The organism is Paenibacillus sp. FSL R5-0744, assembly GCF_037972555.1.
Taxonomy (GTDB): Bacteria; Bacillota; Bacilli; order Paenibacillales; family Paenibacillaceae; genus Paenibacillus_AQ.
This window is the reverse complement of record NZ_CP150228.1, coordinates 4881294-4904671: the sequence shown is the minus strand read 5'-3', so window position 1 is coordinate 4904671 and position 23378 is coordinate 4881294. Positions and strand designations below refer to the sequence as shown.

20 protein-coding genes and 2 pseudogenes are annotated in these 23378 nt (G+C 41.4%); 14 read left to right on the top strand and 8 right to left on the bottom strand.

Annotated elements, in window-relative coordinates; genetic code table 11:
* Positions 1–105 precede the first annotated feature (105 nt).
* The 4 genes and pseudogenes from MKY19_RS21740 to MKY19_RS21725 form a co-directional block, all read left to right on the top strand.
* Complete coding sequence (locus tag MKY19_RS21740; RefSeq protein ID WP_339797618.1) at positions 106–546, top strand: hypothetical protein; 441 nt, start codon at positions 106–108, stop codon at positions 544–546.
* Positions 547–973: 427 nt separating this feature from the next.
* Positions 974–1099: a hypothetical protein gene (locus tag MKY19_RS21735; protein ID WP_339797616.1), complete on the top strand. Its 126-nt coding sequence runs from the start codon at positions 974–976 to the stop codon at positions 1097–1099.
* A 72-nt stretch (positions 1100–1171) separates the two neighbouring features.
* Positions 1172–1306, top strand: a pseudogene (locus tag MKY19_RS21730) (M15 family metallopeptidase); the annotation flags it as partial.
* Positions 1307–1734: 428 nt separating this feature from the next.
* A pseudogene (locus MKY19_RS21725) lies at positions 1735–1830 on the top strand (sporulation transcription factor Spo0A); the annotation flags it as partial.
* Positions 1831–2075: 245 nt separating this feature from the next.
* Here MKY19_RS21725 and MKY19_RS21720 read toward each other — a convergent pair.
* On the bottom strand, positions 2076–3818 hold the full coding sequence (locus MKY19_RS21720) for an ATP-binding cassette domain-containing protein (protein ID WP_339797613.1): 1743 nt from the start codon (positions 3816–3818) through the stop codon (positions 2076–2078).
* A gap of 312 nt (positions 3819–4130) precedes the next feature.
* Between MKY19_RS21720 and MKY19_RS21715 the strand changes: the two genes are divergently transcribed.
* Both MKY19_RS21715 and MKY19_RS21710 read left to right on the top strand, forming a co-directional pair.
* Positions 4131–4619, top strand: a complete 489-nt coding sequence (locus MKY19_RS21715) for a hypothetical protein (RefSeq protein ID WP_339266286.1) — start codon at positions 4131–4133, stop codon at positions 4617–4619.
* Positions 4620–4929: 310 nt separating this feature from the next.
* Entirely contained in the window at positions 4930–5220 is a 291-nt protein-coding gene (locus MKY19_RS21710) for a MazG nucleotide pyrophosphohydrolase domain-containing protein (protein WP_339797609.1), read from the top strand.
* A 60-nt stretch (positions 5221–5280) separates the two neighbouring features.
* Here the strand turns inward: MKY19_RS21710 and MKY19_RS21705 are convergent, their stop codons facing one another.
* Complete coding sequence (locus MKY19_RS21705; RefSeq protein ID WP_042190424.1) at positions 5281–6030, bottom strand: SDR family oxidoreductase; 750 nt, start codon at positions 6028–6030, stop codon at positions 5281–5283.
* Positions 6031–6193: 163 nt separating this feature from the next.
* Between MKY19_RS21705 and MKY19_RS21700 the strand changes: the two genes are divergently transcribed.
* From MKY19_RS21700 to MKY19_RS21685, 4 genes are all read left to right on the top strand, one after another.
* Positions 6194–7105: a LysR family transcriptional regulator gene (locus tag MKY19_RS21700; RefSeq protein WP_339266282.1), complete on the top strand. Its 912-nt coding sequence runs from the start codon at positions 6194–6196 to the stop codon at positions 7103–7105.
* 116 nt (positions 7106–7221) lie between these two features.
* A complete protein-coding gene (locus MKY19_RS21695) occupies positions 7222–13641 on the top strand; it encodes a phosphodiester glycosidase family protein (RefSeq protein ID WP_339797605.1) in 6420 nt (2139 codons plus the stop codon).
* 487 nt (positions 13642–14128) lie between these two features.
* The gene (locus tag MKY19_RS21690; RefSeq protein ID WP_042190416.1) at positions 14129–14788 is read left to right on the top strand and encodes a helix-turn-helix transcriptional regulator; all 660 of its coding nucleotides are present in this window, start codon (positions 14129–14131) and stop codon (positions 14786–14788) included.
* Between the two features lie 119 nt (positions 14789–14907).
* Positions 14908–15216, top strand: a complete 309-nt coding sequence (locus tag MKY19_RS21685; protein ID WP_042190413.1) for a hypothetical protein — start codon at positions 14908–14910, stop codon at positions 15214–15216.
* A 183-nt stretch (positions 15217–15399) separates the two neighbouring features.
* On the opposite strand, the gene sda is transcribed toward MKY19_RS21685, so the two are convergent.
* From sda to MKY19_RS21665, 4 genes are all read right to left on the bottom strand, one after another.
* Positions 15400–15573: a sporulation histidine kinase inhibitor Sda gene (gene sda, locus MKY19_RS21680; protein WP_081382883.1), complete on the bottom strand. Its 174-nt coding sequence runs from the start codon at positions 15571–15573 to the stop codon at positions 15400–15402.
* 216 nt (positions 15574–15789) lie between these two features.
* Positions 15790–16122 (bottom strand): LytTR family DNA-binding domain-containing protein, encoded by a 333-nt coding sequence (locus MKY19_RS21675; RefSeq protein ID WP_042190411.1) that lies wholly within the window; start codon positions 16120–16122, stop codon positions 15790–15792.
* 21 nt (positions 16123–16143) lie between these two features.
* The gene (locus MKY19_RS21670) at positions 16144–16263 is read right to left on the bottom strand and encodes a cyclic lactone autoinducer peptide (protein WP_143764066.1); all 120 of its coding nucleotides are present in this window, start codon (positions 16261–16263) and stop codon (positions 16144–16146) included.
* 504 nt (positions 16264–16767) lie between these two features.
* Entirely contained in the window at positions 16768–17433 is a 666-nt protein-coding gene (locus tag MKY19_RS21665; RefSeq protein ID WP_143764067.1) for a hypothetical protein, read from the bottom strand.
* Positions 17434–17570: 137 nt separating this feature from the next.
* Between MKY19_RS21665 and MKY19_RS21660 the strand changes: the two genes are divergently transcribed.
* On the top strand, positions 17571–18089 hold the full coding sequence (locus MKY19_RS21660) for a DinB family protein (RefSeq protein WP_076204837.1): 519 nt from the start codon (positions 17571–17573) through the stop codon (positions 18087–18089).
* 139 nt (positions 18090–18228) lie between these two features.
* Here MKY19_RS21660 and MKY19_RS21655 read toward each other — a convergent pair whose 3' ends face one another.
* Complete coding sequence (locus tag MKY19_RS21655) at positions 18229–18798, bottom strand: thymidine kinase (protein WP_042129772.1); 570 nt, start codon at positions 18796–18798, stop codon at positions 18229–18231.
* Between the two features lie 158 nt (positions 18799–18956).
* On the opposite strand from MKY19_RS21655, the gene MKY19_RS21650 reads away from it, so the two are divergent.
* Genes MKY19_RS21650 through MKY19_RS21640 form a run of 3 tightly spaced genes read left to right on the top strand, consistent with a single transcriptional unit; the run spans position 18957 to position 22757 of the window.
* Positions 18957–19166 carry a hypothetical protein gene (locus MKY19_RS21650; RefSeq protein ID WP_042129770.1) on the top strand — a complete coding sequence of 70 codons (210 nt, stop codon included), beginning with the start codon at positions 18957–18959 and terminating at the stop codon, positions 19164–19166.
* A gap of 17 nt (positions 19167–19183) precedes the next feature.
* Positions 19184–20917, top strand: coding sequence for an ABC transporter ATP-binding protein (locus MKY19_RS21645; RefSeq protein WP_339797596.1), 1734 nt, complete (start codon positions 19184–19186; stop codon positions 20915–20917).
* Entirely contained in the window at positions 20898–22757 is a 1860-nt protein-coding gene (locus tag MKY19_RS21640) for an ABC transporter ATP-binding protein (RefSeq protein WP_339797593.1), read from the top strand. Before MKY19_RS21645 ends, MKY19_RS21640 begins: the two co-directional genes overlap by 20 nt.
* Before the next feature lie 172 nt (positions 22758–22929).
* Here the strand turns inward: MKY19_RS21640 and MKY19_RS21635 are convergent, their stop codons facing one another.
* Positions 22930–23235 (bottom strand): DUF2627 domain-containing protein, encoded by a 306-nt coding sequence (locus MKY19_RS21635; RefSeq protein ID WP_339797590.1) that lies wholly within the window; start codon positions 23233–23235, stop codon positions 22930–22932.
* Positions 23236–23378: the final 143 nt, after the last annotated feature.

The window sequence follows — 23378 nt, the reverse complement described above, 5'->3', positions numbered from 1 at the left end:
TGTTTATTTGATAGCATTTGTACTAATTGTATTAATAGTCATTTCAAAAGAAATTACTTGTTAGTATAATCTTATAAAAAAGATTGATAGTTGGTGTTTGGTCATATGAAACCAAAATTATCATTTTCCCAAAGATTCCTCTTTACATTAGCGATATTTTTAATTATCTATGGAGTATGCGTCTCCATGTTTGAAATTCCTGTGCCCAAGGAAGTTGCTTCGTTTATTAGTATTTGTTCTTTTGTGTTTTCTTTATTTGCATATATTTGGGATACATTTAAAAATGCTGTCAGAGTATCTTATAAAGTGATCTTCTTTCTACTTTTTATTGTGACTGGAGTTTTTGCAATATTCGTACCAGCTCTTTTAGTTATTGAATTGCAGAAACCTGCGCCCAATCCGAAAATCGATATCCTCTCAAATTATTCAACCATAGTTGCCTTTGGCATATTTTTGTTGGCATTGATTTTTGCCGACAAAAAAGAAGTTAAAAAGAAACAAACTTATGTTAGTAGCAATATGAAAATTACGAAAAAGAAATTCTAATTAAGCTTGAAGGGGAGTCAATTTATTTGAAAGAGAATAAAAGTAGGAGTTGAAATTAAAGCCACTGGAGAATTCCAGTGCCTCCAACTTGGAAAAGTTCAAGATCACAAACTTGTAATTATTGAAAAACACAATGATGGCCATATTTTGGATATTTATCTGCTGGGGTTATTCTTGAGTTTAAGATATTTTAGTTCGATATTTTACTGATGGAATTAGATGGTATTTCAAATTCGTAAGTGGTATTAATGGAAGCCAAATCTAAAACTAAAGAGTAATTTTAAAGCCCTTGAGGATTATCTCAGGGGCTTTAATATATGTGTCTATTTCATATACTTTATTGATTAGTTCTCAGTAATCACCACAGTTTAGAGTTTAATCTCCTGGCTATAATTGTTATATGCAATTACGAGGGAGAACGTTTCATATGACTAAAAAAACCAACAAGAACGAATATAAACTTGTTATTCATTACGCCACTCCTGAAGCACATGATAAAAAGATCGGTAAAAATCAGATGAGCAAAAGGAACTATAAAATGAATTTAAGTTAGTTATTCACTATGCTAGCGAGGAAGAATCTAAGTCTATTGAATACTTTGAGGAAGAACTGATAAAGCGGTACTGATGAGGCAAAAAAGTTGGGTTTCGAATGGGGCGGAGATTGGACTTCGTTTAAAGATTATCCACATTTTCAATTGACGTTTGGACTGTCTACAGCAGATTATCGTAATGGTAAGCAGCCAACTCAAACACAAATAGTGTTTGCCTATGCTCTTATTAGTCCGAAACCAGATAAATCAGTTCAAAAAGAGGATGATAATGTGGAAGCAGTTAAGGACGTTCTAACTAAAGATAATAGTGTACATAACGGATTTATTAAAGATAATGAGAACTATGTTCCAAATTAGTGTATTGAAAGCACTAGGTCATAAGGTAAGCTGGGACAATGTTAATAAAAAGCTGTATATCAGCTAATTTATAGGTGTGATGCGAAAATGCATTGCACCTATTTTTTTATTTATATCTGGCTACGTAGTATAGTCACAATGTAATGTCATTGTTAACTCTAGATGCTTACGACATAATAAAATATGTAAACAATTTTGCGTACTAATGTCTAACCGTATGCCAATAAAGTCTATGAACTATTAACATAACCAAGATGTGAAATCCCTTACCCCATAAGGGCTACACCATTAATATCTCCAAATCTAAGCCTACTAACTCGGAATTTATTGCCATGGCAGCAGACAAGCTGCGGATTGAGCATAAGGTTAGTTGAAAGGGTTAGGGGCAGTGCGTGGTAAGGGATTGTAGGTTGCTGGTAGTGACTTACAGCTAATATATAAAAACCGATAAACTTTTTCCATCTCACCCGATAAACCTTTTTGGTTTATTGGGTTTTGTTATTATATTAGGCAGTATGTTGCGGCAAGAGCTATCAACAAATCAATGCAGTAAAAAGACACTGAGATCTTATTCATCAGTGTCTTTTTTATAGACATTTTTCCACCAGAGGGTTGTAGTTTAAAGCAGCTTAATCAGCTCTCCTAGCTCGTCAACCATACCTTTTGCAAGTTCAAAATTATTGTCTTTTAAAGCTAATTCTATTTTCATTTCAACTGCTTTTTTATTTTGTTCATTTTCTAAATAATCTTTATCAAAATGACTGGCATAAATCATCTTTCTGAATTTTCGCATACTCATTTTTCTAATCGTCTTCTCGTCAATGATTAATACATAATCCATACCATTTACTACAGAATAGAAATCATGAGAAATCATGAGAATCGCACCTTTATAGTCTTCAATGGCTTTCTCCAGTGCGATTTGTGTATAGGTGTCTAAATGACTTGTCGGTTCATCAAGAAGCAACAAGTTTGCTTTGCTAGCAGAAACTTTTGCCAATTGCAGTATATTTTTTTCGCCACCAGATAAAGATTCTATCTTTTGATTAAGAATTTCTCCTTCAAAGCCATAGTTTGAAAGATGTGCTCTAATCTCGTCATAAGTTGCAAACCCAGCATCGATGAAGTCTTCTAGTATGGTATTAGAATCCTTTAGCACTTCGTCTTGAAGCTGAGAAAGATAAGCCACTTTAATATCAGCATTTATTTCAATTGAATCATGATTATTTTTAAAGATATCTCGGAGTAAAGTCGTTTTCCCGGTACCGTTTGGACCGATAAGGGCTACTTTATCTGTAGGTTTCATCTCAAAGTTAACATTTTCTAAAATCAACTCATCAAAGGAAACACTATAATTATTCACATTTAAAACAGTGATGTCTTCTTCAATTTCATTGTCCACACCAAAACTGATTTTCGGTTGCTTAATATCAACGAATGGCGCTTTAATTTTTCGCGCTTCCAATCTTTCTTGAAACTTAACCCTAGCTTTTAACGCTCTCCCTCTAGATGCTTCTGAATTATAGGTTGCGATCGCTCTAAGATTATCAATAATGTTATCGTATCTCTCAATTTCTTCTTGTTCAGCGACTGTGATTTCTTGTAACTCAATTTTCGTCTGAAGTAATGAGAAGTTATACTCAATATATCGCCCATCGAACTCTTGGATCTCCATGTTTTCAAGGTGTATAATTTTGTTAAAACAATGATTCAATAGATAACGGTTATGCGTAACAACTAGCAATATTCCTTTGTGAGCATTAATAAGATTTTTAAGTGCATTTAGGTTTTCAAAATCTAAAAATACATCGGGCTCATCCATAATCATTAAGTCTGGACTAGTCAGCATTTCCTTCATTACTTGAATAAGCTTGAATTCCCCACCACTTAGATCGGATACCCTAGCATCTTTTAGCTTCAAGAGGTTGGCTAAATTTAGTTTCTTATTAATATTGCTTTCAAAATCATTTCCATCCATTGAATCAAAGGCATCTAGAGCTAATTGATACTTTTCGAGTAATGAATCAATATCTGATGATGTTTCCATTTCAGTGAGAATAGCTGTTATTTCATTTTGTATCTTAATAAATTCTTCTCCTATATATTCAAAAACGGTTATTTCTTTAGTTCTGTCTACTTGTGAGAACTGACTTACATATCCAATTTTGCAGGTTGGGTCAATTTCTAACTTGCCTTCGAACAAATATTTTTCTGGATCCATCAGTATATCGATCAGTGTACTTTTACCACTGCCACTTGTTCCTATAAAAGCGCAATGTTGTGCCTCTTCAAGCGTAAATGAAATGTTTTTATATAGCTCTTTTTGCGGGAATGCGAAGGATAAGTTATCAACTTTTATCATAGTGTTACCTTTCTTTATAACTAAAATAGTGACTACTAATAGAGGTATTGAGGAGCATAAGATTTTGAGTTTACCGTTGATAGAGTAACATTGTTTACAACTAACATCAATCATTTCGAAATAAAGTTGTTCGTGAAATCGAAAAACACAACTTAGAACAATAGGATCAAGCTTACTCAGATGGCTTCTTATAGCTAGATTACATATGGTCAGTAGTTGAGTTGGCTGTGGCAGAGTCTCTTAGTATATCTTTCATGTTACGAATTCATTGGTTATAATTGGAAGAATAATAAACTCAGGAGGTTCGTAGATATGAAGAAGAAAATAGTAGGGATTGTAGCAGCGGCGTTGTTACTTGGTGGTTCAATAGGATTCGCAGCGAGCTCGTCTTTAATTGGCGCTAAAGTTTCCGGAATGTATACGATAAAACAAGACGGAAAGAAGATTGCAGATGCGATTGTAGTAAATAACTCGGCCTACGTACCTGTGCGCACGATGTCCGAAGCGACCGGAGCAGGGTTGACGGTTGAAGGAAAGACGATAATATTGGAGAGTAAGGAGACTGAGAAGGCAGCGCTAAAAGCAAGTATTGCAGCGGCTAAACTCCGGGAAAGATTAGCAGGGGCAGAATCAAGCGTTCAAGTTCTCAAAGAAGCCATCCAACTGGCGGAAACTACTGCGGCCGACCGAACAAGCGCAGCAGACCAAGAGGCTCGAAGAAACTATATCGCGGAGTTGAATAAACGTGTGGATTTCATGGAAACAGAAATTGTGCAGCTCAAGGAGCAGCTCGGCGAATAATAAATGAATAATGATGAAGAGTCTCGCCATTACTGGTGTGGCACGTTCGATGATGAAATTGGCCGTGCACTTGCGGATTAACGCGCAGTGAAATGTCCGACATAGGCGTAGATAGTGGCTGAAACAGCAACAAGTAAATAAATTCTCTTAGCGATTCTTCTATGATCTGAAGAATCGTTGTTTTGTAATGACGGGAGAGTTTGTTTTCTTCGAACAAATGGATGATAATAAAGGAATGAGCTAGGCTAATCGCATGACATCGTTTTTATAAACTACATAACTTTATACCCTAAAAGCGAGGCGTAACGAAATGAATACATCTGAGTTTCAACAGTATGTGAAGAAGTTCAGTGAAACCAAAGGTTTTGACACGAGCTCCATTGAGCAGAGAATGCTGTACTTAATGACTGAAGTAGGGGAATTGTCCAAAGAGGTGCTATCCGTATCCTTCGACCCCGGTGCAGAGAAGAAAGAAAACTTGGGATTTGAGTTGTACGACGTGGTGTGGAATATTTTTGATCTAGCCAATAAACTGGATATTGATCTAGAGCAGGCATTTAAACGTAAGCTGGAAATCAATGAACAGAGATCATGGGAGTAATACAAAAAAATCCAAGGACTACCCGCTCGGGAAGCCTTGGATTTTTTGATTTATAATTATTTATTTAAATGAAGCATAACCTTCATCAGCCATTACAACACTACCGTTAATTGCACTAGCTTCTGGTAAGGAGAGCAAGTATACAGTGTCTGCAACTTGTTCAGGCAATGTTAATTTGTTACCCATTACTTTGCTCTTCATCTGGTCGACCATTCCTTGATCTTTATATCCTTGGATAATTGGCGTATCTACAGCGCCTGGAGCAACGGCAAGCACGCGGATGCCATGAACGGACATTTCAAGTGCTGCTGATTTTGTCATCATAATGACCGCACCTTTGGAAGCGTGATATGCAAATGTACCTGGGGAAGCTAGGAATCCAAATACAGAAGCTGTATTAATGATGACCCCCTTGATGCCGAGCTCACGCATTTTTTTACCTGCTGCGATAATACCGTGGGCAACACCATGCTGATTGACATTAATAACACTATGATAATCCTTAAGGTCTTGGTCTAGTACAGGAGTGACGCGGCCGATCCCGGCATTGTTGAACATAACGTCAATTCTGCCATATGTGGCAACAGTTTTCTCAACCAGTGCTTCTACCTCTTCGTATTTTGAAACATCCGTTTTGACGAAAATAGCTTCGCCACCATCCTTGATAATCTGTGCGACCGTTTCTTCACCTAATTGTTGATTGAAATCGGCAACGACCACTTGATCACCTTTACTAGCAAATTTAATTGCGGTTTGTTTCCCGATTCCACTGGCTCCACCCGTAATTACGGCTACTCTTTTGTCTGTCATTTGGGACTCCTCCTCGAGAAATATAGTTATACTAGAAATATAGGCTCATAAGGCGAAAAGGTTATTTACTAACTTATTTACATTGTAGCACTTGTCTAAATTAATTAAAATTTAAGTAAATTTAATAGGTGTTAAGTAAATATTAACTTAGGGAGTGATTCAAATGAATTTAGAGCAATGCGAGAATATCGTAGAAGTCGCAAAGATTGGTTCACTAACCAAAGCTGCTCAGAATCGTCATATCACCCTGTCTGCCATAAGCCAGTCCATAACACTGCTGGAAGCGGAGCTTGGAGTTACTTTGTTCATTCGTTCGCGAGGCCAACGAGCAGTTCCCACAGCAGAGGGACAGGCTATTATCGGCAAAGCAAATGAAGTCTTGATGAAAGTAAATGAATTAAAAGCTGAAGCACAGATCTACAGCGATGCGCTTAGTGGTCATTTGAAGATTGCTACGATTCCGGGACCCATGCATCTAATCGTGAAGGTCATATCTGGTTTTAAAGCGGATTTTCCAAATGTGAAAATAGAGATTTTTGAAAAGGGGCCTAAAGAAATTCTGGATAATGTGCTTCAGGATGAAATGGATATCGGACTGATGGTCTCGCCAGAGGGCTTATCAGAGAAACATAAAGGGGTCGTATTCGAGGAATTAATGGAAGGTAAGATTGTTGTAGGCGTACATCCTCAATCACCACTAGCTCTAAATACAATAATTACGCCAGAACAGTTAGTAGGCCAGACGTTGGTTTTATACGATGATCATTACATACAGGACTTTGTGGAGCGTTATTTACTAAAAGTTGGGCCGATGAATATTCTTTTTACAAGCAATAACACCCGTGCCATTGATAATGCAGTTGCGTCAGGACTCGCGATCACGATTGGGATGGATTATTCTTTTCTAAAAACATTTGAGGGTTCTCAGAAGATCATGAAGACGATCGAGCTACGATCACCAGATCGTAATACTCCGGGGTCCATTGTTTCAGCTTCTAAACAAGGATCGAAAACGGTCAGAAGATTTATCAACAGGTTGAAACATGAATTTGAGGAGGGGATTAGAAGAAGTTAACAGTATGCCTTGGTAGATTTTATCTAACCTTTACGCTTCCTAGTTAATATGAACCCTATGATGTTGTCCATTTCAGATCGTAATAAGGACAGCCAAGTGGGGAGGATGTCAACACAGTGAGAAGGTATCTAAGGCAAATTAATGTGGCAGTTATTTTTGTTTTGTTGATTTCGTTGTTGCAGCCGGGAGTATTTGTTCACGCTTCCATTTCTGATCTACCAGCAACAAACTACGGAACCGTTATTGATATACGGAAAACAGAGCTTGCACCTGGGGCGATGTACACCTGGATGGATCTTCAGAATGAACGTGGTTTACAAAAGATACATGCAGTGGAGTTCAACCCAGGGCAAGGCCATTTAGAACTGCGGGCAGGTACGAAGGATGGAAAGGTATACGGTATGAAGGGTGTTACAGAAATGGCCGCTTATGCGGATTCGCCTGGAAACCGGGTGATCGCAGGGATTAACGGTGATTTTTATGAAATCTCCGGTTTTGCCACGGGTGTTCCAAATGGATTATTTATGGATGATGGTGTAATCCTGAACAGTTCGATTTCAGCTTTTACTTTCGGTTTAAAAGAAGATGGCAGCTCGATTTATGGGATGCCGAAGCTGACCAAGAACGTAACGATTAATGGAAAAACAACTAATCTAACCAGCATCAACCGTTATCGAAATACGAATGAGCTGGTTCTTTATACGGAAGATTATAATACAACTACAAAGTCGACCAATGAGGGTGACGAGGTTGTTCTAGATATTGTCGAGGGAGAAGTGAAGAGCGGTCAGACCTTGAAGCTGAAGGTATCTGAGATTCGCAACAATCAAGGCAATACGCCGCTTACCAAAGGAAAAGTAGTTTTGTCTGCTAACGGATCGTCTCGTGCTGTTCTGCAGGGGTTATCGGTTGGCGATAACGTTACTGCGACCTTTGCGCTTAGCGGAGAATGGAATGATGTGAAGGTAGCCATTGGCGGCGAAGGGCCGCTGGTAAAAGACGGAGTAGTTCAACAAGGTGTTGGACCTTTAGGAATTCATCCGCGTACAGCCATTGGGACAAAAGCGGACGGAAGTCTTGTTTTATTCGAAGTGGATGGAAGATCGCCGGGTTTTAGTGAGGGCGTAGATACCGATGAGCTTGGCAACATTCTGAAGGATATGGGCGTAGTGAACGCCATGAATCTGGATGGTGGCGGCTCTTCTACTTTTGTGGCCAGAATGCCGGGTGCATCTGGTGTCAAAATGATGAATCAGGGCTCTGATGGCTATGAACGTAAAACCGGCAACGGTTTGCTGGTCGTCAACACAGCCCCAGAGCAATCTACAGCTTCTAAGCTGGTTGTGCAGCCGAATGCGGTACGTATTTTGCAAGGCTCCAGCTTTATGTTCAAAGCAGCAGGAGTGGACGAGAACGGCCATCCGGCACCTTATTCGGGTACACTGAATTGGCAGGTGGACGCTGACCTTGGTACTGTCGATGTGAACGGAGTCTTCACCGCAGGAACCACTGCCGGCACAGGAACGGTAATTGTAGAGGCTGGGACAGTCAAAGGCAGTGGGGAAATCGAAGTCGTGGATAAGCTCACAGACCTTAGGTTTCCTGATGAGATCAAAACTTATTCTTCAGGTGCTGCTGCGCAATTAACTGTGAAGGCGCTACGTAATGGACAGGTAATTCGAGCTGACAACCATAGTTTTGAATGGCGGGTTGAGGGCGAGATCGGAAGTGTGGACGAGAAGGGTTTGTTTCAAGCGACGAGTGAAAATGGGAAGAACGGGAAGATTTATGCTAAGTACGGGGACGCCCAGACCTCTTTTGAAGTAAATGTGGGGTTGCCGCCTGTAATGCTGGAGGATTTTGAGAATGGCATTGATAAATATATAGCCTCCAGTGCAGCAGCTAACAGTGTAGCGATTCAGGAAGTGACGGATCAGGATTTTGTCCGCAACGGGGATAAAGCCTTGAAGCTGGAATATGATTTTGTTAATAAAACAGGCACATCCGGTGCTTATTTAACCGCAAGCTCAACCGCCAATCGGATTCAGATTCCGGGGTATCCTGAGAAGATCAGTATGTGGATCTACGGAGATGGCAAAAAGCACTGGCTGCGGGGACAGATTCGTGATGGCAATAATGCGGCAGTGCCTGTGGATTTTACAGATCAGGTGAATGGAGTGAACTGGACGGGGTGGAAATACGTCGAAGTATCCGTGCCTAAGGGAAAAACCACCCCGTTAACGATGGATATGCCTGTCCGCTATATGGAGACAAGCAATCTTAACAAGAGTGCGGGAGCTATTTACGTTGATGATATTCGTGCAATTTATGGTCCGATAGAGGAGGATAGAACACCTCCTGTGCTTGAAGATGCCTATCCTGGCGTGAACGAAATTGTCAAAACAGCTACACCGACCCTTTCCGTCAACGGTGAGGATGATGGTTATGATCCTGTGGTGCATCCGGGAACGACCTTAATCGATCCGGACAAAACACGTGTGTATGTGGACGATCAATTAGTGGAGCATGGCTTTTATCCTCCAAAAGGTCAGATCACTTATAAACCAAAGGTTCCGCTTACAGAAGGCCGTCATAAAGTAAAAGTTGCCATTCGCGATTTGAGCGGTAACCAGACGATAAAAGAATGGTATTTTACAGTGAATTTGGGCTCTCCGTTCTATGTGTACAAAACACCAGAAGCCGTTTATGCCGGGAACACTTACACTTTGGATGTAACGGCTGAGAAAGCGGGCAAGCTGAAGGAAGGAAATATTACGTTTGCTTTTAATCCGGCTGCAGTTAAAGATTTGCAGGTAATTCGTGGGGATAAGGTATTAGAAACGCAAATGGAGTCAATTATTGATCCAGCTTTGGGCACTGTGCGTCTTAACCTAACGAATATCAATTCCTCCAATCTACGAGATACGGATCTCATCGGACAAATTCAATATACGGTTCGAAATGATTATGTGGGTCCCTTTACTCAGGAGCAGCTCGCTGGGGATACAAGCAAACCTTTTGTAATTGAAAATACATCCGGATCTGTAACTTCGACAGAAGGTACCGGGGTTCCTATTTCTTTTATTGGAGCGGCTGTTGAATCTATTGTAAAGACACAGTTGATGCTCACTTGGAACCATTATGATCTTGCGAAGGGCTTTGATGCGTCTTTTGCGGTAAAAGATCTGAATGGAAGTGTTGTTGAAGGTGCGAAACTACTTTTCGATGGATTGGAGGTACAAGGCGCAACTTCAGGGGGAAGTGGGACACTTACTACTGGCCTTGTCACTTCAGCAGAAGGAACTTTTAAATTGCAGGCGGTAAAAGGAAATACCTATAGTCCTGTAATGACGTTCAAGGTTGCTCCATATGACGGTACTGCTGCCCCGCGTAATGTTAATGTTACGATGGGCCAGGATGCAGCGACTTCTCGCCAGTTTACTTGGCAGACAGAACCGCTAACCATGAATACTGTAGTAGAACTTGTGAAAAAAGCAGAGTTCACAAGCTTTCAAGCCCTGAATGTAACAAAAATTACCGGCAACAGTTCAATTTACAACACCAACAATGATGGAACGATGCGAGTTCATAAAGCGGAGGCAGTAGGGCTTATCCCTGGAACCGAATATGTATATCGTGTGGGGGATGGGGAGTCAAATGTAAGTGAGCAAGGAACCTTCGTTACAAGCGGAGGGGAGAGCGCTTCTACAAAATTCCTGTTTATCGGAGATTCTCAAGCAGATTCTAAAGCGGGATTTGGTCTTTGGGGCAATACGATAGAGGCTGCTTTTGCCTATATGCCGGATGCTGAAATGTTGGTTCACGCTGGAGATATGGTGGATAAAGGCTTTGAACAAGAGCAGTGGAACTGGTGGTTTGATGCAGCCCAAAAGCAGCTGATGAATACCACGCTTGTTCCGGTTATTGGAAACCATGAAGTGATGGGAACCAATGGCGATGGGGATTACCTGGCGCAATTCAATAACCCGCAAAACGGTGCGGCGAGCGTAAAAGGTACGAATTATTCTTTTGACATTCAGGATACACATTTTGTGGTTATGAATACAGAGCATTCAGGTGCTCCATTCACTGAACAGGCAGAGTGGCTGGATCAGGATCTATCAGCTACAGATAAAAAGTGGAAGGTGATTTTTTTCCATCAAGGGCCCTATGGCAGCATCTATTCGAATGAACAGGTGCAAGCAAAGTGGGTGCCGGTGTTTGATAAGCATAATGTGGATCTAGTGATGAACGGCCATGATCATATTTACTTGCGAACTTTTCCAATGAAGGATGGTAAGCAGGTAGCAGAAGGCGAAGGCACACGATATGTTATCGGCGGTTCCTCCGGTCCTAAGTTCTATGCGCTGACGCCACGTTTTTGGCAGGAAAAAATATATGACGAAGATGAGCAAATCTATACGGCTGTTGAAATTGGGAAGAACGAGATTACGGTTACGGCAAGAACGGTAGACGGTGTAGAAATTGACCGTTTAGTGATCGGAAATTTTGTTCCAAAATCCATTACGCTAGATCAAACAGCTGTTGAGCTTGAGCCTGGTGCTAGTCTGCAATTGCAAGCTAAGGTAGTGCCGGATGAGGCTAATCATCTGACAAAACTTTGGTCCATCGTTCCTGACACGACAGAATCAGTAGTTACCGTAGATGGAAATGGCTTGGTTACAGCTCTAAAACCAGGGACAGCTAAGGTGAGAGTCACAGTGGCAGGTTACCCGAATGTTTTTGCGGAAAGTAAGATAACTGTAGATGCGCTGCAAGCCATTAAGCTTCAGGGCAAAGGACAACTTAAACCAGCAGAGGTCAACCAGACAGTCACCGAAGCTGTCTATGCATCCGGTAAACGAATCCCAATATTGGATGGACTTCATTATTCCAGCTCGAATGAGCATATTGCTACAATCAATGAACAGGGCTTGGTCCAGGCTCATCAGGAAGGCTCTACTGTGATCTCAGTAACCTACAGGGAGTTCGCCTCGGAGTATAGTCTCGTCGTAACAAATGATGAGGCTCCTATTCTTACAGAAATAACGATAAAAGGGCCGGATTCGCTGGAACAAGGAAATAAAGGCTCCGTTGTTGTTCAAGCGGTATATAGTGACGGAAGCAAGCAAGAATTGGTCGAGGGCGTAAGGTATGATACATCGGATCATTCCATTGCAATGATTAGTGAGGATGGGGAGCTTCACGCATTGAGTGCTGGTATAACAAAAGTCAGCGCTGTTTATAAGGGGTTCAGCACTGAATATATTTTGACAGTGACTGAGAGCACGCCAGGTACGACTCCGACACCAAGCCCAGAGCCAACACCAACACCAGGAGGCTGGGTGCCGGGACCTGCTGTGACACCAACGCCAACTGCTACACCGACACCAACTCCGTCGACATCTGCACAAACAGGTGTAGTAACTATAACAGCCTCTCAACTGTCAGAGAACAAGAATGCTCAAGGTGAAGTTGTGGTTTCTGTTGACGGATCGGTTACGGAGTTGCTTTTACCAGGCAATGCTGCAGAGCTGCTTGGACGCGCACCGCTTAGAGTGGTTATGCAGGATTTATCCGTTACGCTTCCTGCTACAGTACTGGCTGAACTAAGTAAGCTAATCTCAGCTGAGGCTCTTGCCAAGAGTACGATTTCACTACGGTTGAACACTTTAGCTAGTAACACAGCCGTGGATCTGTTAGATCGTGCAGGTACACTAGCTGGAGCACAATTGAGAGCGAAAAGTGATCTGCGAGATTGGTCGCTCATCATCCTCACAAAAAATGGCCAGTCCTTCTCATTAAGACAGTTTGCAGAGCCGATCACGATTTCATATAAGGTCGGTGCGACTGTAGAGCAAAGCTTACTTGGTATTTATTTTATGGATGATGCCGGTAAGCTGGAGTATATGAGCAGTACATGGATGAATGGTTATCTATCTGCTGCTGTCAGTCATTTTAGTAAATATGTTGTATTAGAATATGACAAAACATTCAATGATCTGAAGCCGGATCACTGGGCTTACCTTGCTGTGAAGCAGCTTGCGGCAAAACAGCTTGTACAGGGGGTAGCTGTGGATCGTTTTGATCCAAACCGTGCGGTTACACGTGCGGAGTTTACAGCGATGTTAGTCCGTGCGCTTGGCTTAAAAGGTCAAGCAGAAGCTGGTTTCACTGATGTACCTGCTGATAAATGGTATGCAGAAGCAGTAGGGTTAGCAAAACAAGCTGGAATTGTTAACGGTCAGACCGCTTTACTGTTTGAACCGGATGCCAGGATCTCTCGTCAAGAGATGGCAGCGATGCTGGCTCGTGCATATGCATACGCCAATAACAGCGTATCTGTAGCTAGTCTTAACGTTTCAGCATTTAATGATATTGGCACTGCAACACAATGGGCTCAAGAGGCTATCAGCGAGGTGTACAGACTTGGATTGATGCAGGGACGTGCTGTAGCGCAATTTGCTCCGAAGCAAAACGGCACACGTGCCGAAAGTGCACAGATGATCCTCAATCTGTTGAGTGTTTTGGAGTAACGATTATGGCCAGTTCCAGGTTGTTGGGACTGGCTGTTTTTTTACAAATTGGATTAGCTGGAAGCACACAATGGTTTGCATACAGTAGATGGTTTGGGATCGTTATGGACTGTATTGCAAGCTATTTCAACTTTTTGGTCTCTTTTTCCAAGTTTTCGGACATTATAACTCTTATTGTCATACTTTTGCACCGAACCGTAGTATATTTAAATGAACAGTTGCATCTGAGTCCGATAGCTGAGTGAAATGGCATAAATCAGCTTAATAAGATCTCCTCGGTCCGATACGCTGTAATTCCCAACCAACGATTACAATCCAGAGCCTGGCAGATGAGTATCAAATCTTCTCCGATATTTTGGGAATCTAGTATTATATTGGGTTTTTGGTGCTGAGAATCACCCTTCAGAGGCAAGTAATTACTAGTATTAATTGTTATAAGCCAACACAAATTGTTATGTTGTGTTATGATAGTAGGGAGGTGACTCCCATGAATGATTTTGAGAACTATCCCGATGAGCTGGGTAATTTCATTCGGCACATCAGAAAGACGAGAGGGTTAACCTTAAGAGGACTGGAAGAAAAGAGCGGCATAAGTTACTCACAGCTTAGCAAGATCGAGCGTGGAGAGAGCATTCCGCTAAAAGACAATCTGGACAAGATCATCGAAGCACTTGGAACAGATCTGAAGAATCGGATGTATCATTTGGCAGACTATATGCCAGATATTGAATATATCAAGACCTTAAAGCATGGTTATGAGCTGCCACAGCTTAAACAGTCTCAGGACTACATTTATGAGACGGCATTTAACAAGCTTAAGGAATTCAGGGCAAAGGAAGGTAAAGAAACATCTTACGTTTCCTTTGATTCTAATGAAGTCATAGTTTATGAAACGGAATATGGGGCAGGAATGGTAATAGAGAAGATTGAGAAATACAATCTTACCGACGTCCTGAACGATAAGTTTGAGGGTTGCCTCGACTCCTTAAGAAAGAGCCCTCGGAAAGGGCGTCAAGCCTTTCTATTTGGCGAGTGGTTACGGGAGTGCGTTTATGAGCTGAAGGAAGAAGAACAGGATCAGGTCATACAAGCGCTCAAAGAATTTACGCAGTTTAAAGTACAACAGATAAAGGGTGCTTATAAATAATGTGTGTTTCATAAATGATCTCAAAAATGAATAATGTTGCCCTTTCTTGCAGCCATCTATTCATCTTGATCCATAAACTAACAACTAAAAATGGTTTGACAGAAAAGGGGATATTAATAATGAAAATTAACATGAAGTTTACCAGCAAGGGAAAAGTCGCTATAGAGAATTTTAATAACGAGGAATTGCTGGAGATCTTCGCACGATACATCAAGACATTATCCAAAAAGTATGATATCGAAGTTGATGTTCCTCTTGAAGAGAATCAAAATATTGTTGGTGATGGCGCTGTAATTGCGACTGCACAAAATGTGAAATGCGATGTAGAAACATTTTTCAAAGAGCTGGGTAGAGATATTAAAGTTCCTTTGAAGAAAAGACTTGGCGGAAAATTGGAAAATGTATTTAAAACGGAAATTACGGAGTAGAAGATTACTCTATTTCAGGGAGTAGTCCTTACTGAACATAAAGAAGGTAGGGCCTTCAGGAGGCTCTACCTTCTTTATGTTGATGATGTTAACATGAAGACAATCTAGAGAACACTCGCAGTGAAGCCATAGGAAGTTATATAATTATGTCATAATTTTCGAATTAATTTGTGTATGGGGATGTTATGATTTTTCAGTTTGTATGAGATCTCTACTGTCTAAGATCTCTCTAACAATCTCTATGAAATCTGGTAAAGCTTGTGCCTCAAGCGCTAATTTATAGATGTTAAGTAATTCTTCATCAGATATTGATTCAAGAGATGAGGGGCGTGGTGAGGGATGAAAATAGTAATTCATTTGGTTCCTCCATCATATATTTGTTTTTATTACACATTTATATATATGGTATCATTTGGAATACAATCCGTCTCCTGTCATTCATCCTATGAATTTTTCTTTACATCTTAGGGGAATTATGGCATAATAGCTATTTTGTGTGATAATAGATTGGTTTACTTTGAATTTTAATAAACATAAACAATCCCGACATGTATAGTACATGTCGGGATTGTTTTAATCAGAATCTTTCTTATGAGTAGATAAGTACTTCTTTAGGCGAGGTTCATTGGATTCCGAAACGGTAGTGAACTGCTTACCTTGATTAAAGCATACAATCTTGCGTCCGGGATCATAGCCTTCTATGTTGTTGATATTAACGACGTTGCTGCGGTCAAGGCGTTCGAATCCCTTACCCTCATACGCTACGGAAAGATCGGAAAGCGTGGTGGGGAGAATAAATTCGCCTTCTTTCGTATGGACGAATATTGTATTCTTATAATTGGAGAAATACAATATATCTTCCTCTAGAATATCACTAGAGGAACCGTCTTTCTGTAAGACACGCATCTTTTCCCCATCCTTGTTTGATTACTTGCGCAGTTCTTTTGGAATCTCAGGGCTGTTAGCAAGTGGTTTCAGAATTGTTGCAAAAACAACAGCAGAAATACCTAATAGGTTAGAAGCATAACGAGCTAAATTTTTCTTCATTTGATTGGCCTCCTTTGTAATGGAATTATAACTGTAAAGGATTGAACTAAAAATGCCAATCCAATGACAGACGAATGGATCCAAAAATTCAAAGAAACCAGAATTATGGAAATGATCTTTAAACCCAAATACCATTCCTTGGGGATTTGCGCATTAGCATCAGGATTTGGAGCACATAAGATCATTACAAGCAAAGAAAAAAGATTAATCCAAAGGATATGGTTATGTATTAGATAAGTGATATGAGGGATCAGTGAACAGATAAAGATAGATACAATATTGCAGGACCTTGCGGATTTTAAATGCACTCCACCAGAAGACATTCTTAGGAGCATGCAGCTTGATAAGGCTAAGAATGTTTCCTTTAGCTGTCCAGTGAGCCCGCCGATGCATAACGAAGTTATAATAATGAATAAAGTATTTAAAATAATGCTAAGGGCATAATGCATGATTTCAATGGAATGCGTTTGCTCTGGATTACTTTTCTTAATGAGCTCAACAATTTTAAAAGTTAAATGACTCATAGTTATTTCTATCCTTTTTGTGCGAGAAATATAGATATCCCCATAATAGTACTCCATAAAAAATTGGGATGAAGAAAGAGAAAAAAGATTCAAAAAAGTAGGTGAGTAAAGTAACGACAATTACTGTAGGAAGATTAAGAGCAAATAATAATTTTTCGCTAGTCGTTGGTTTAATTCTTACATCGGGTTTGTCAGGTACAAAGTCAAATCCAATACGTTTATGACCCACATACATACCAATGAGAACCGCGGCTAATGCTGATAATATCTGCATTGTCATTATGTTTTTTGTAATCGGTTCCGAAGTATTTAGAGGCATGTTGATTACAGAGTCTAATAGATACATAATTATGGTTTGAATCACCGAGTAAGCTTGATAAGCCATTCCGGTTAATATGGAAGCGTAGAAGGGATGAATCCGGAATAACATCCACATAAAACAAAACATTAGTGCATATTGTGAGAAAGTATCTAATGAAGCTATCCCATAGTTGATTCTAAGGGTATAAGAAAAAAAGCCCATAATAAAACTAGCAAACAACATCTCTTTATGATATAAGTCAATTTTGAAAATTTTGAAAGCCAGAAAGAACATTGCATAGGTCTCTAGTATTGAAAATATCATAAAAAGCATAAAATCTATCATGCCGACACTCCCGATGACTTCTAGTTTAACTAACCCTATTATTGCAAGTATCGTATAAAATGGACTAAAATACAACAACTACAGTATAATTTTCCTCCTATTTTTTCAAAAAAATTCAAAATGAGAGGGGTTTAGACATGGATCGACGTCCAGAAAGCAGTGAGTATCTTGAAGAATTATCAAAGTATGTCGATTTAGTGCCAGTTGAAGGGGACATTTGTACTGTTTTTAGAGCGCAGACGGATGAGATTTGTAGCTTTATTTCGAACCTTACGGAAGAACAAGGAGAGCATCGTTACGCTCCCGATAAATGGAGTATTAAGCAAATGGTTGGCCATCTAGCGGATACTGGAAGAATTATGTCTTATCGTTTGTTGCGCGTTGCAAGAGGAGATAAGACCCCGCTGGCGGGCTTTGATGAAAAGGACTATGTGCCTACCGCAAATTTTGAAGCACACACTCTAGAAAAACTACTGGCTCATTACAAGCTTGTCCGAGAGTCAACGCAAGCTCTTTTGGACACTTTGCCGGAAGATGCATGGACTCGTAAGGGAACGGTTAACAATGCAACCATCTCCGCGAGAGCAGTGGCGTGCGTAATGATTGGGCATGATCATCATCATTTGAATATTCTTAAAGAAAGATATCTGGTTTAATCGAGTTTTATTTTTAAAAAAGCATTCCTGAGGCCATTGCGGCTTCGGAATGCTTTTTTAGCTAAAGGTATATATTTTGGGCTCCCCCGCAATGTATCTGAGTAAGCATCGAAGCAAAGCCTCACTTTGTGGCTGTATTTTATAGTGGAGGATTCTTGTGACATTTACGGCATACTGGATAGTAGGCTTCATTGCCGCCAATTTGGATTTGCTTGCCGCTGTATACAGGCTTACCATTTTCTACTCTTAGAGCCATCGTTGCTTTGCGCTCGCAGAACCAGCAAATGGTCTTCATTTCCTCGATTTTATCAGCGTAAATCAGCATGTATTTGCTGCCTTCAAATAGCTGGTTCTGGAAATCATTTTTAAGTCCAAACGCCATAACGGGAATGCCTAGTTCATCTACAATCCGTACTAGCTGTAAAATGCAGTCCTTGCTTAGAAATTGACATTCATCAATTAGTACACAGTGGGGTTTGGGCTGGTTACTGCTGACGATATTATAAATATCGGTATTCTCGTCGACGGGTATGGCCTGTTTCCGCAGCCCAATACGGGAGGAGATAAAACCAACTTCGTCCCGATCGTCTATGGATGGAGTGAAAATGAGCACCGATTTCCCTTGCTCTTCATAATTATGCGCAACCTTGAGTATCTCAATGGATTTACCGCTGTTCATTGCTCCGTATTTGAAAAACAATTGTGCCACTTCCATCTATCCTTTCGTATAAGCCAATTATTTAATCTTAAAAATGCGACCTCATTAGAGTATCATATTCGTGTCAGCTGTATCCAGTGAAAAGATTGCGATAGAATTGAATGTGGTATGATAAAAGGAATCATGTGATTGGAAAGGAAGTAATATGTGTGACTGAAAAAATAGATGAGTACAAGGAACGGTTAGCTCTGATTCAGCAGAATGGAAATCTTTCTATCGAGGCTGAGGCTTTGCTGGAAGAGATGATGGCAGATTTGGTGGAATTGAATCGAAGCAATAAAGCGCTGCGGCGGGCAATAATGAAAACTGGGCAGGCCTCCACAATGTCGACTCGTTTAAGGGATGCACTGTACGAATAGAAAAAGAGGGTATGCGAATGGGTTTGATTTTCTCTTTTCTCAAAAAATATAAAGTCGCTGCAATAGCTGCCCTAGTGATGATGCTTATTGAACTAGCGGTGGAATTGTCACAGCCTTTACTCATTTCCAAAATTATTGACCAGGGCATTAAAGAACAGAATTCCTCTGTAGTATGGCTCTGGGGCGGTGTATTGATCGGCAGCGCGGTAGTTGCGTTTATAGCTGGGGTATTAAGTTCTTTTTTTGCTGCCCATGCGAGTCAGAGCTTTGCGTTTGATCTTAGGGACAAGTTATATGAAAAGGTACAATCGTTTACATATGAAGTATTCAATCGGTTTGCTACCTCGTCGCTGATCACGCGTCTGACCGGCGATGTATCGCAGCTGCAGGACACTATATTTATGAGCCTCCGCTTTATGACACGGGTGCCACTGGTTGTGGTGGGCAGTGTGATTATGGCATTGGTTGTTCATGTCAAGCTGGGGTTATTTCTCACTGTAGCTCTACCTTTGTTGCTTCTCTTCCTTTACTTCATCATGAGAAAAGCTTCTTTGTTATTTCGCAACGTACAAAATCGGCTAGACGGTGTGAATGGTGTAATCCAGGAGAATTTAACGGGAATTCGCTTAATCCGTGTGTTCGTGCGCATGGGACATGAAATTGGACGTTTCACGGTCTTTAGCGGGAATTTGATGAAATCCACGGTATCTGCGCTACGTTTGACGGAGACAACGATGCCATTTGTTATGCTTATTGTGAATGCAGCGATTATGTCGATCCTATGGTTTGGACGGATTGAGATTGCAAATGGGGATGCTACTTTAGGAGAAACTGTTGCAGTTATTAACTACTCTTTACGAACCATAGGAGCGTTGTCAGCTATATCTGGACTTGTCGTTACAATTTCCCGAGCACGTGCCTCCTCACAGCGTATTACAGAAGTGATGTCAGCTGGCGCTGGAGTTAAGGAAGGCGGAGCTGCAAAGGGCGAACCGATACAGGGTCACGTCCAATTTGAAGGCATCAGCTTCAAGTATCCTGAGAGTGATATTTCGGTGCTAGAGGATATTAATTTTGAAGTTGCTGCTGGTGAGCGGGTAGCGATTATGGGAGCCACCGGATCAGGAAAGTCTTCTCTTGTCGGTCTAATCCCACGTTTATATGAAGAGACAGAAGGTACCATTCGCATTGATGGGCAAAAGAGCACCGATATCGATATTTCAAGATTGCGGCGATCGATCGGTTACGTTCCTCAAGAACTGCAGCTCTTCAGCGGATCGATTCGCGATAATATCGCTTGGGGCAATGAACATGCCACACAGGAACAAATCGAACACGCAGCAGCTGCCGCACAAATTCACGCAACAGTGATGGATCTGCCCAATGGCTATGATACAATGCTTGGTCAGCGAGGGGTAAATCTGTCTGGTGGACAAAAGCAACGCTTGACCATTGCTCGGGCGCTTGTGAGGAAACCTGCTATTTTGATCCTCGATGACAGTACGAGTGCGCTTGATGCTGTGACAGAAGGACTTTTGCTGGAGGCACTGAAAGAGATTTCATGTACAACCTTCCTGATTACTCAGAAGATCAGTTCTACTGCATCTGCAGATTTGATTCTGCTGTTGGATGAAGGACGCTTAATCGGTAAGGGAACACATGAGGAGCTTATGACAAGCTCTGCGCTGTACCGCAAGATTTATGAATCACAGGTAGAGGAGGCGAAGCAGCATGTTCGAAGCAATTCTTGAACCCTTTCGTCACCCAAAACCTGTCATTGAGCTTGGAGCAGGAAGAAGCCTTGGTTCAGCTGCTGGAGGGAAGCCAAAAGCAAAGGCGAAGGATTGGGGCGGCACGCTCATGCGGATTTGGAGCTACCTTGCCCAGCGTAAAGCTAAGCTTTTTCTCGTTCTGTTAATGGTAGTCTTCAGCTCGGCTTTAGCACTGCTCGGGCCTTATATGATTGGTAAAGCTGTGGATGATTATCTGGAAGGCACTGGCGGACGATCGTGGACGATTTTTCTGATCAGTCTAGCTAGTGTTTATATCTTCTATTCATTAACTTCTTGGCTGCAAAATATATGGATGATTGAAATTGCCCAGGAGACCGTATTTCGGATGCGCACGGAGTTGTTTTCCCATCTTCATCGGTTGCCCATCTCATTTTTTAATCGGAGACAGCAGGGCGAAATTATGAGTCGCCTCACCAACGATATTGAGAACGTCAGTTCTACGCTGAATAGCTCAGCTATTCAGATCTTTTCCAGTGTTTTGACATTGCTCGGCACGGTGGGGGTAATGCTCTGGCTCAGTCCTCTACTGACGCTGCTCACGTTCCTGGTTGTGCCGTTGATGTTATTAGGCATGCGCTGGATTACTCGGCGTACGGGTCCGCTTTTTAAGGAACGTCAGCGCAATGTGGGTGAGTTAAACGGTTATATAGAAGAGACGTTATCCGGTCAACGGATTATCAAAGCTTTTTCACAAGAGGAACGGGTCATCGCTGGTTTTCATGAACGCAATGAGCGAATTATGCTCTCTGGATACTGGGCACAGTCGATTTCTGGCTTCATTCCTAAGCTGATGAATGGACTTAATAATTTGAGCTTCGCTATTGTGGCTGGAGTCGGTGGTTTGTTAGCGATTCGCGGAGCGATTACGGTCGGTGTGATTATTGTGTTTGTAGAATATACGCGTCAATTTACTCGCCCTCTTAATGACTTAGCGAATCAGTGGAATACACTACTGTCAGCGGTTGCGGGAGCGGAAAGAGTGTTTGAAGTGCTGGACGAAGAGACGGAAGCTAAAGATGAAGGTGCAGCCACTTCGCTGGTTAAAGTTGAAGGTGCAGTGAAGTTCGAAAAGGTATCTTTTTCATATGACGGAAGTTCTAACACACTGCATGATATTAGCTTTGAAGCGAAGCCTGGCGAGATGATTGCCTTAGTAGGACCTACCGGTGCCGGCAAAACAACACTTATCGGGCTGTTATCTCGTTTCTATGATCCTAATCAGGGTAAGATTACGCTGGATGGCTTAGATGTCACTTCGATTCGGCGTGAAAGCCTGAGGAGTCATATGGCGTTTGTATTGCAGGACTCCTTTTTATTCAAGGGTAGCATCCGCGATAATATTCGTTACGGTAGACTGGATGCTTCAGATGAAGAGGTCGAGGCGGCGGCCAAGCTGGCTAACGCTCATTCTTTTATTATCCGTATGCCGGAAGGTTATGATCGAATGCTCTCTGCAGATGGTAGCGGTATAAGCCAAGGACAGAAGCAATTGCTATCCATTGCAAGAGCCATTCTTGCCAATCCTTCGATGCTTGTTCTTGATGAAGCCACTAGCAGTATCGATACGGTGACCGAGATCAAGATTCAGGAAGGACTTCAGGCGCTAATGAAGGGACGGACTAGCTTCGTTATTGCCCATAGACTGGGTACCATCCGTGCAGCTGATCGAATTCTTGTTCTTCAAGGGGGCAGATTGCTGCAGCAGGGCTCCCATGAGGAGTTGTTGAAGCAAGGTGGCTTGTACAGCGAGTTGGTGCAAGGCGGTCGTAGAGAAATACTTGATAAGGCTAGGCTTTAAGCTGTGCATAAAAAGGCGGGAGTTTTCAAGGAAGCGTAGGTCGCGTCCATGAAAACTCTCGCCTTTATGTAATGTGTGGATATTCATTATACATTGAAGTGAGTTGTCGGATGGTTTAATTGCAGAATGTGCAATAGATTTCGATTGTACAATGAGGGGATGATTATGCTGCTTATGAGATCGTTTCTTGCGCGGCAGCTTGTTTCTCTTTTTGTTTCTCCTTGAACCGAGGGCCAACATAATTACGTTTGCGGTCTCTTGCCAGAATCCAGCCGCCAAGGAAAGTCATACCTGCTGCAAAGAGCAGAAACCCACCGCCGAAATGCAGCCAAGCGAAATCTGGAACAACGGAGTCATCGCCATGCATAGAGATATAATCAAAAATATCGTCCTTCATCATTAAGAAGCCCTTCATTGCGATTAAACCAGGAAACACAAGAATAAGGATGGCAATGAAGCGTGAAATTAATAGTTTCATAAGTGTCTCCTACCCCTCTTAGCCCATTAGATTCAACCATATGATAACGCTTTAGTAAGAAAAAGTCCATTTGGATATGACGTTTATAAGTTTTGTAATACGCTAAAAAGAGAGTACAATATACAATGTAAAATGAACTTACG

Excerpts from the sequence above, each read along its gene's own strand:
- MKY19_RS21740 (WP_339797618.1), top strand. The coding sequence starts at position 106 with ATGAAACCAAAATTATCATTTTCCCAAAGATTCCTCTTTACATTAGCG.
- MKY19_RS21735 (WP_339797616.1), top strand. The coding sequence starts at position 974 with ATGACTAAAAAAACCAACAAGAACGAATATAAACTTGTTATTCATTAC.
- MKY19_RS21720 (WP_339797613.1), bottom strand. The coding sequence starts at position 3,818 with ATGATAAAAGTTGATAACTTATCCTTCGCATTCCCGCAAAAAGAGCTA.
- MKY19_RS21715 (WP_339266286.1), top strand. The coding sequence starts at position 4,131 with ATGAAGAAGAAAATAGTAGGGATTGTAGCAGCGGCGTTGTTACTTGGT.
- MKY19_RS21710 (WP_339797609.1), top strand. The coding sequence starts at position 4,930 with ATGAATACATCTGAGTTTCAACAGTATGTGAAGAAGTTCAGTGAAACC.
- MKY19_RS21705 (WP_042190424.1), bottom strand. The coding sequence starts at position 6,030 with ATGACAGACAAAAGAGTAGCCGTAATTACGGGTGGAGCCAGTGGAATC.
- MKY19_RS21700 (WP_339266282.1), top strand. The coding sequence starts at position 6,194 with ATGAATTTAGAGCAATGCGAGAATATCGTAGAAGTCGCAAAGATTGGT.
- MKY19_RS21690 (WP_042190416.1), top strand. The coding sequence starts at position 14,129 with ATGAATGATTTTGAGAACTATCCCGATGAGCTGGGTAATTTCATTCGG.
- MKY19_RS21685 (WP_042190413.1), top strand. The coding sequence starts at position 14,908 with ATGAAAATTAACATGAAGTTTACCAGCAAGGGAAAAGTCGCTATAGAG.
- sda (WP_081382883.1), bottom strand. The coding sequence starts at position 15,573 with ATGAATTACTATTTTCATCCCTCACCACGCCCCTCATCTCTTGAATCA.
- MKY19_RS21675 (WP_042190411.1), bottom strand. The coding sequence starts at position 16,122 with ATGCGTGTCTTACAGAAAGACGGTTCCTCTAGTGATATTCTAGAGGAA.
- MKY19_RS21670 (WP_143764066.1), bottom strand. The coding sequence starts at position 16,263 with ATGAAGAAAAATTTAGCTCGTTATGCTTCTAACCTATTAGGTATTTCT.
- MKY19_RS21665 (WP_143764067.1), bottom strand. The coding sequence starts at position 17,433 with ATGATAGATTTTATGCTTTTTATGATATTTTCAATACTAGAGACCTAT.
- MKY19_RS21660 (WP_076204837.1), top strand. The coding sequence starts at position 17,571 with ATGGATCGACGTCCAGAAAGCAGTGAGTATCTTGAAGAATTATCAAAG.
- MKY19_RS21645 (WP_339797596.1), top strand. The coding sequence starts at position 19,184 with ATGGGTTTGATTTTCTCTTTTCTCAAAAAATATAAAGTCGCTGCAATA.
- MKY19_RS21640 (WP_339797593.1), top strand. The coding sequence starts at position 20,898 with ATGTTCGAAGCAATTCTTGAACCCTTTCGTCACCCAAAACCTGTCATT.
- MKY19_RS21635 (WP_339797590.1), bottom strand. The coding sequence starts at position 23,235 with ATGAAACTATTAATTTCACGCTTCATTGCCATCCTTATTCTTGTGTTT.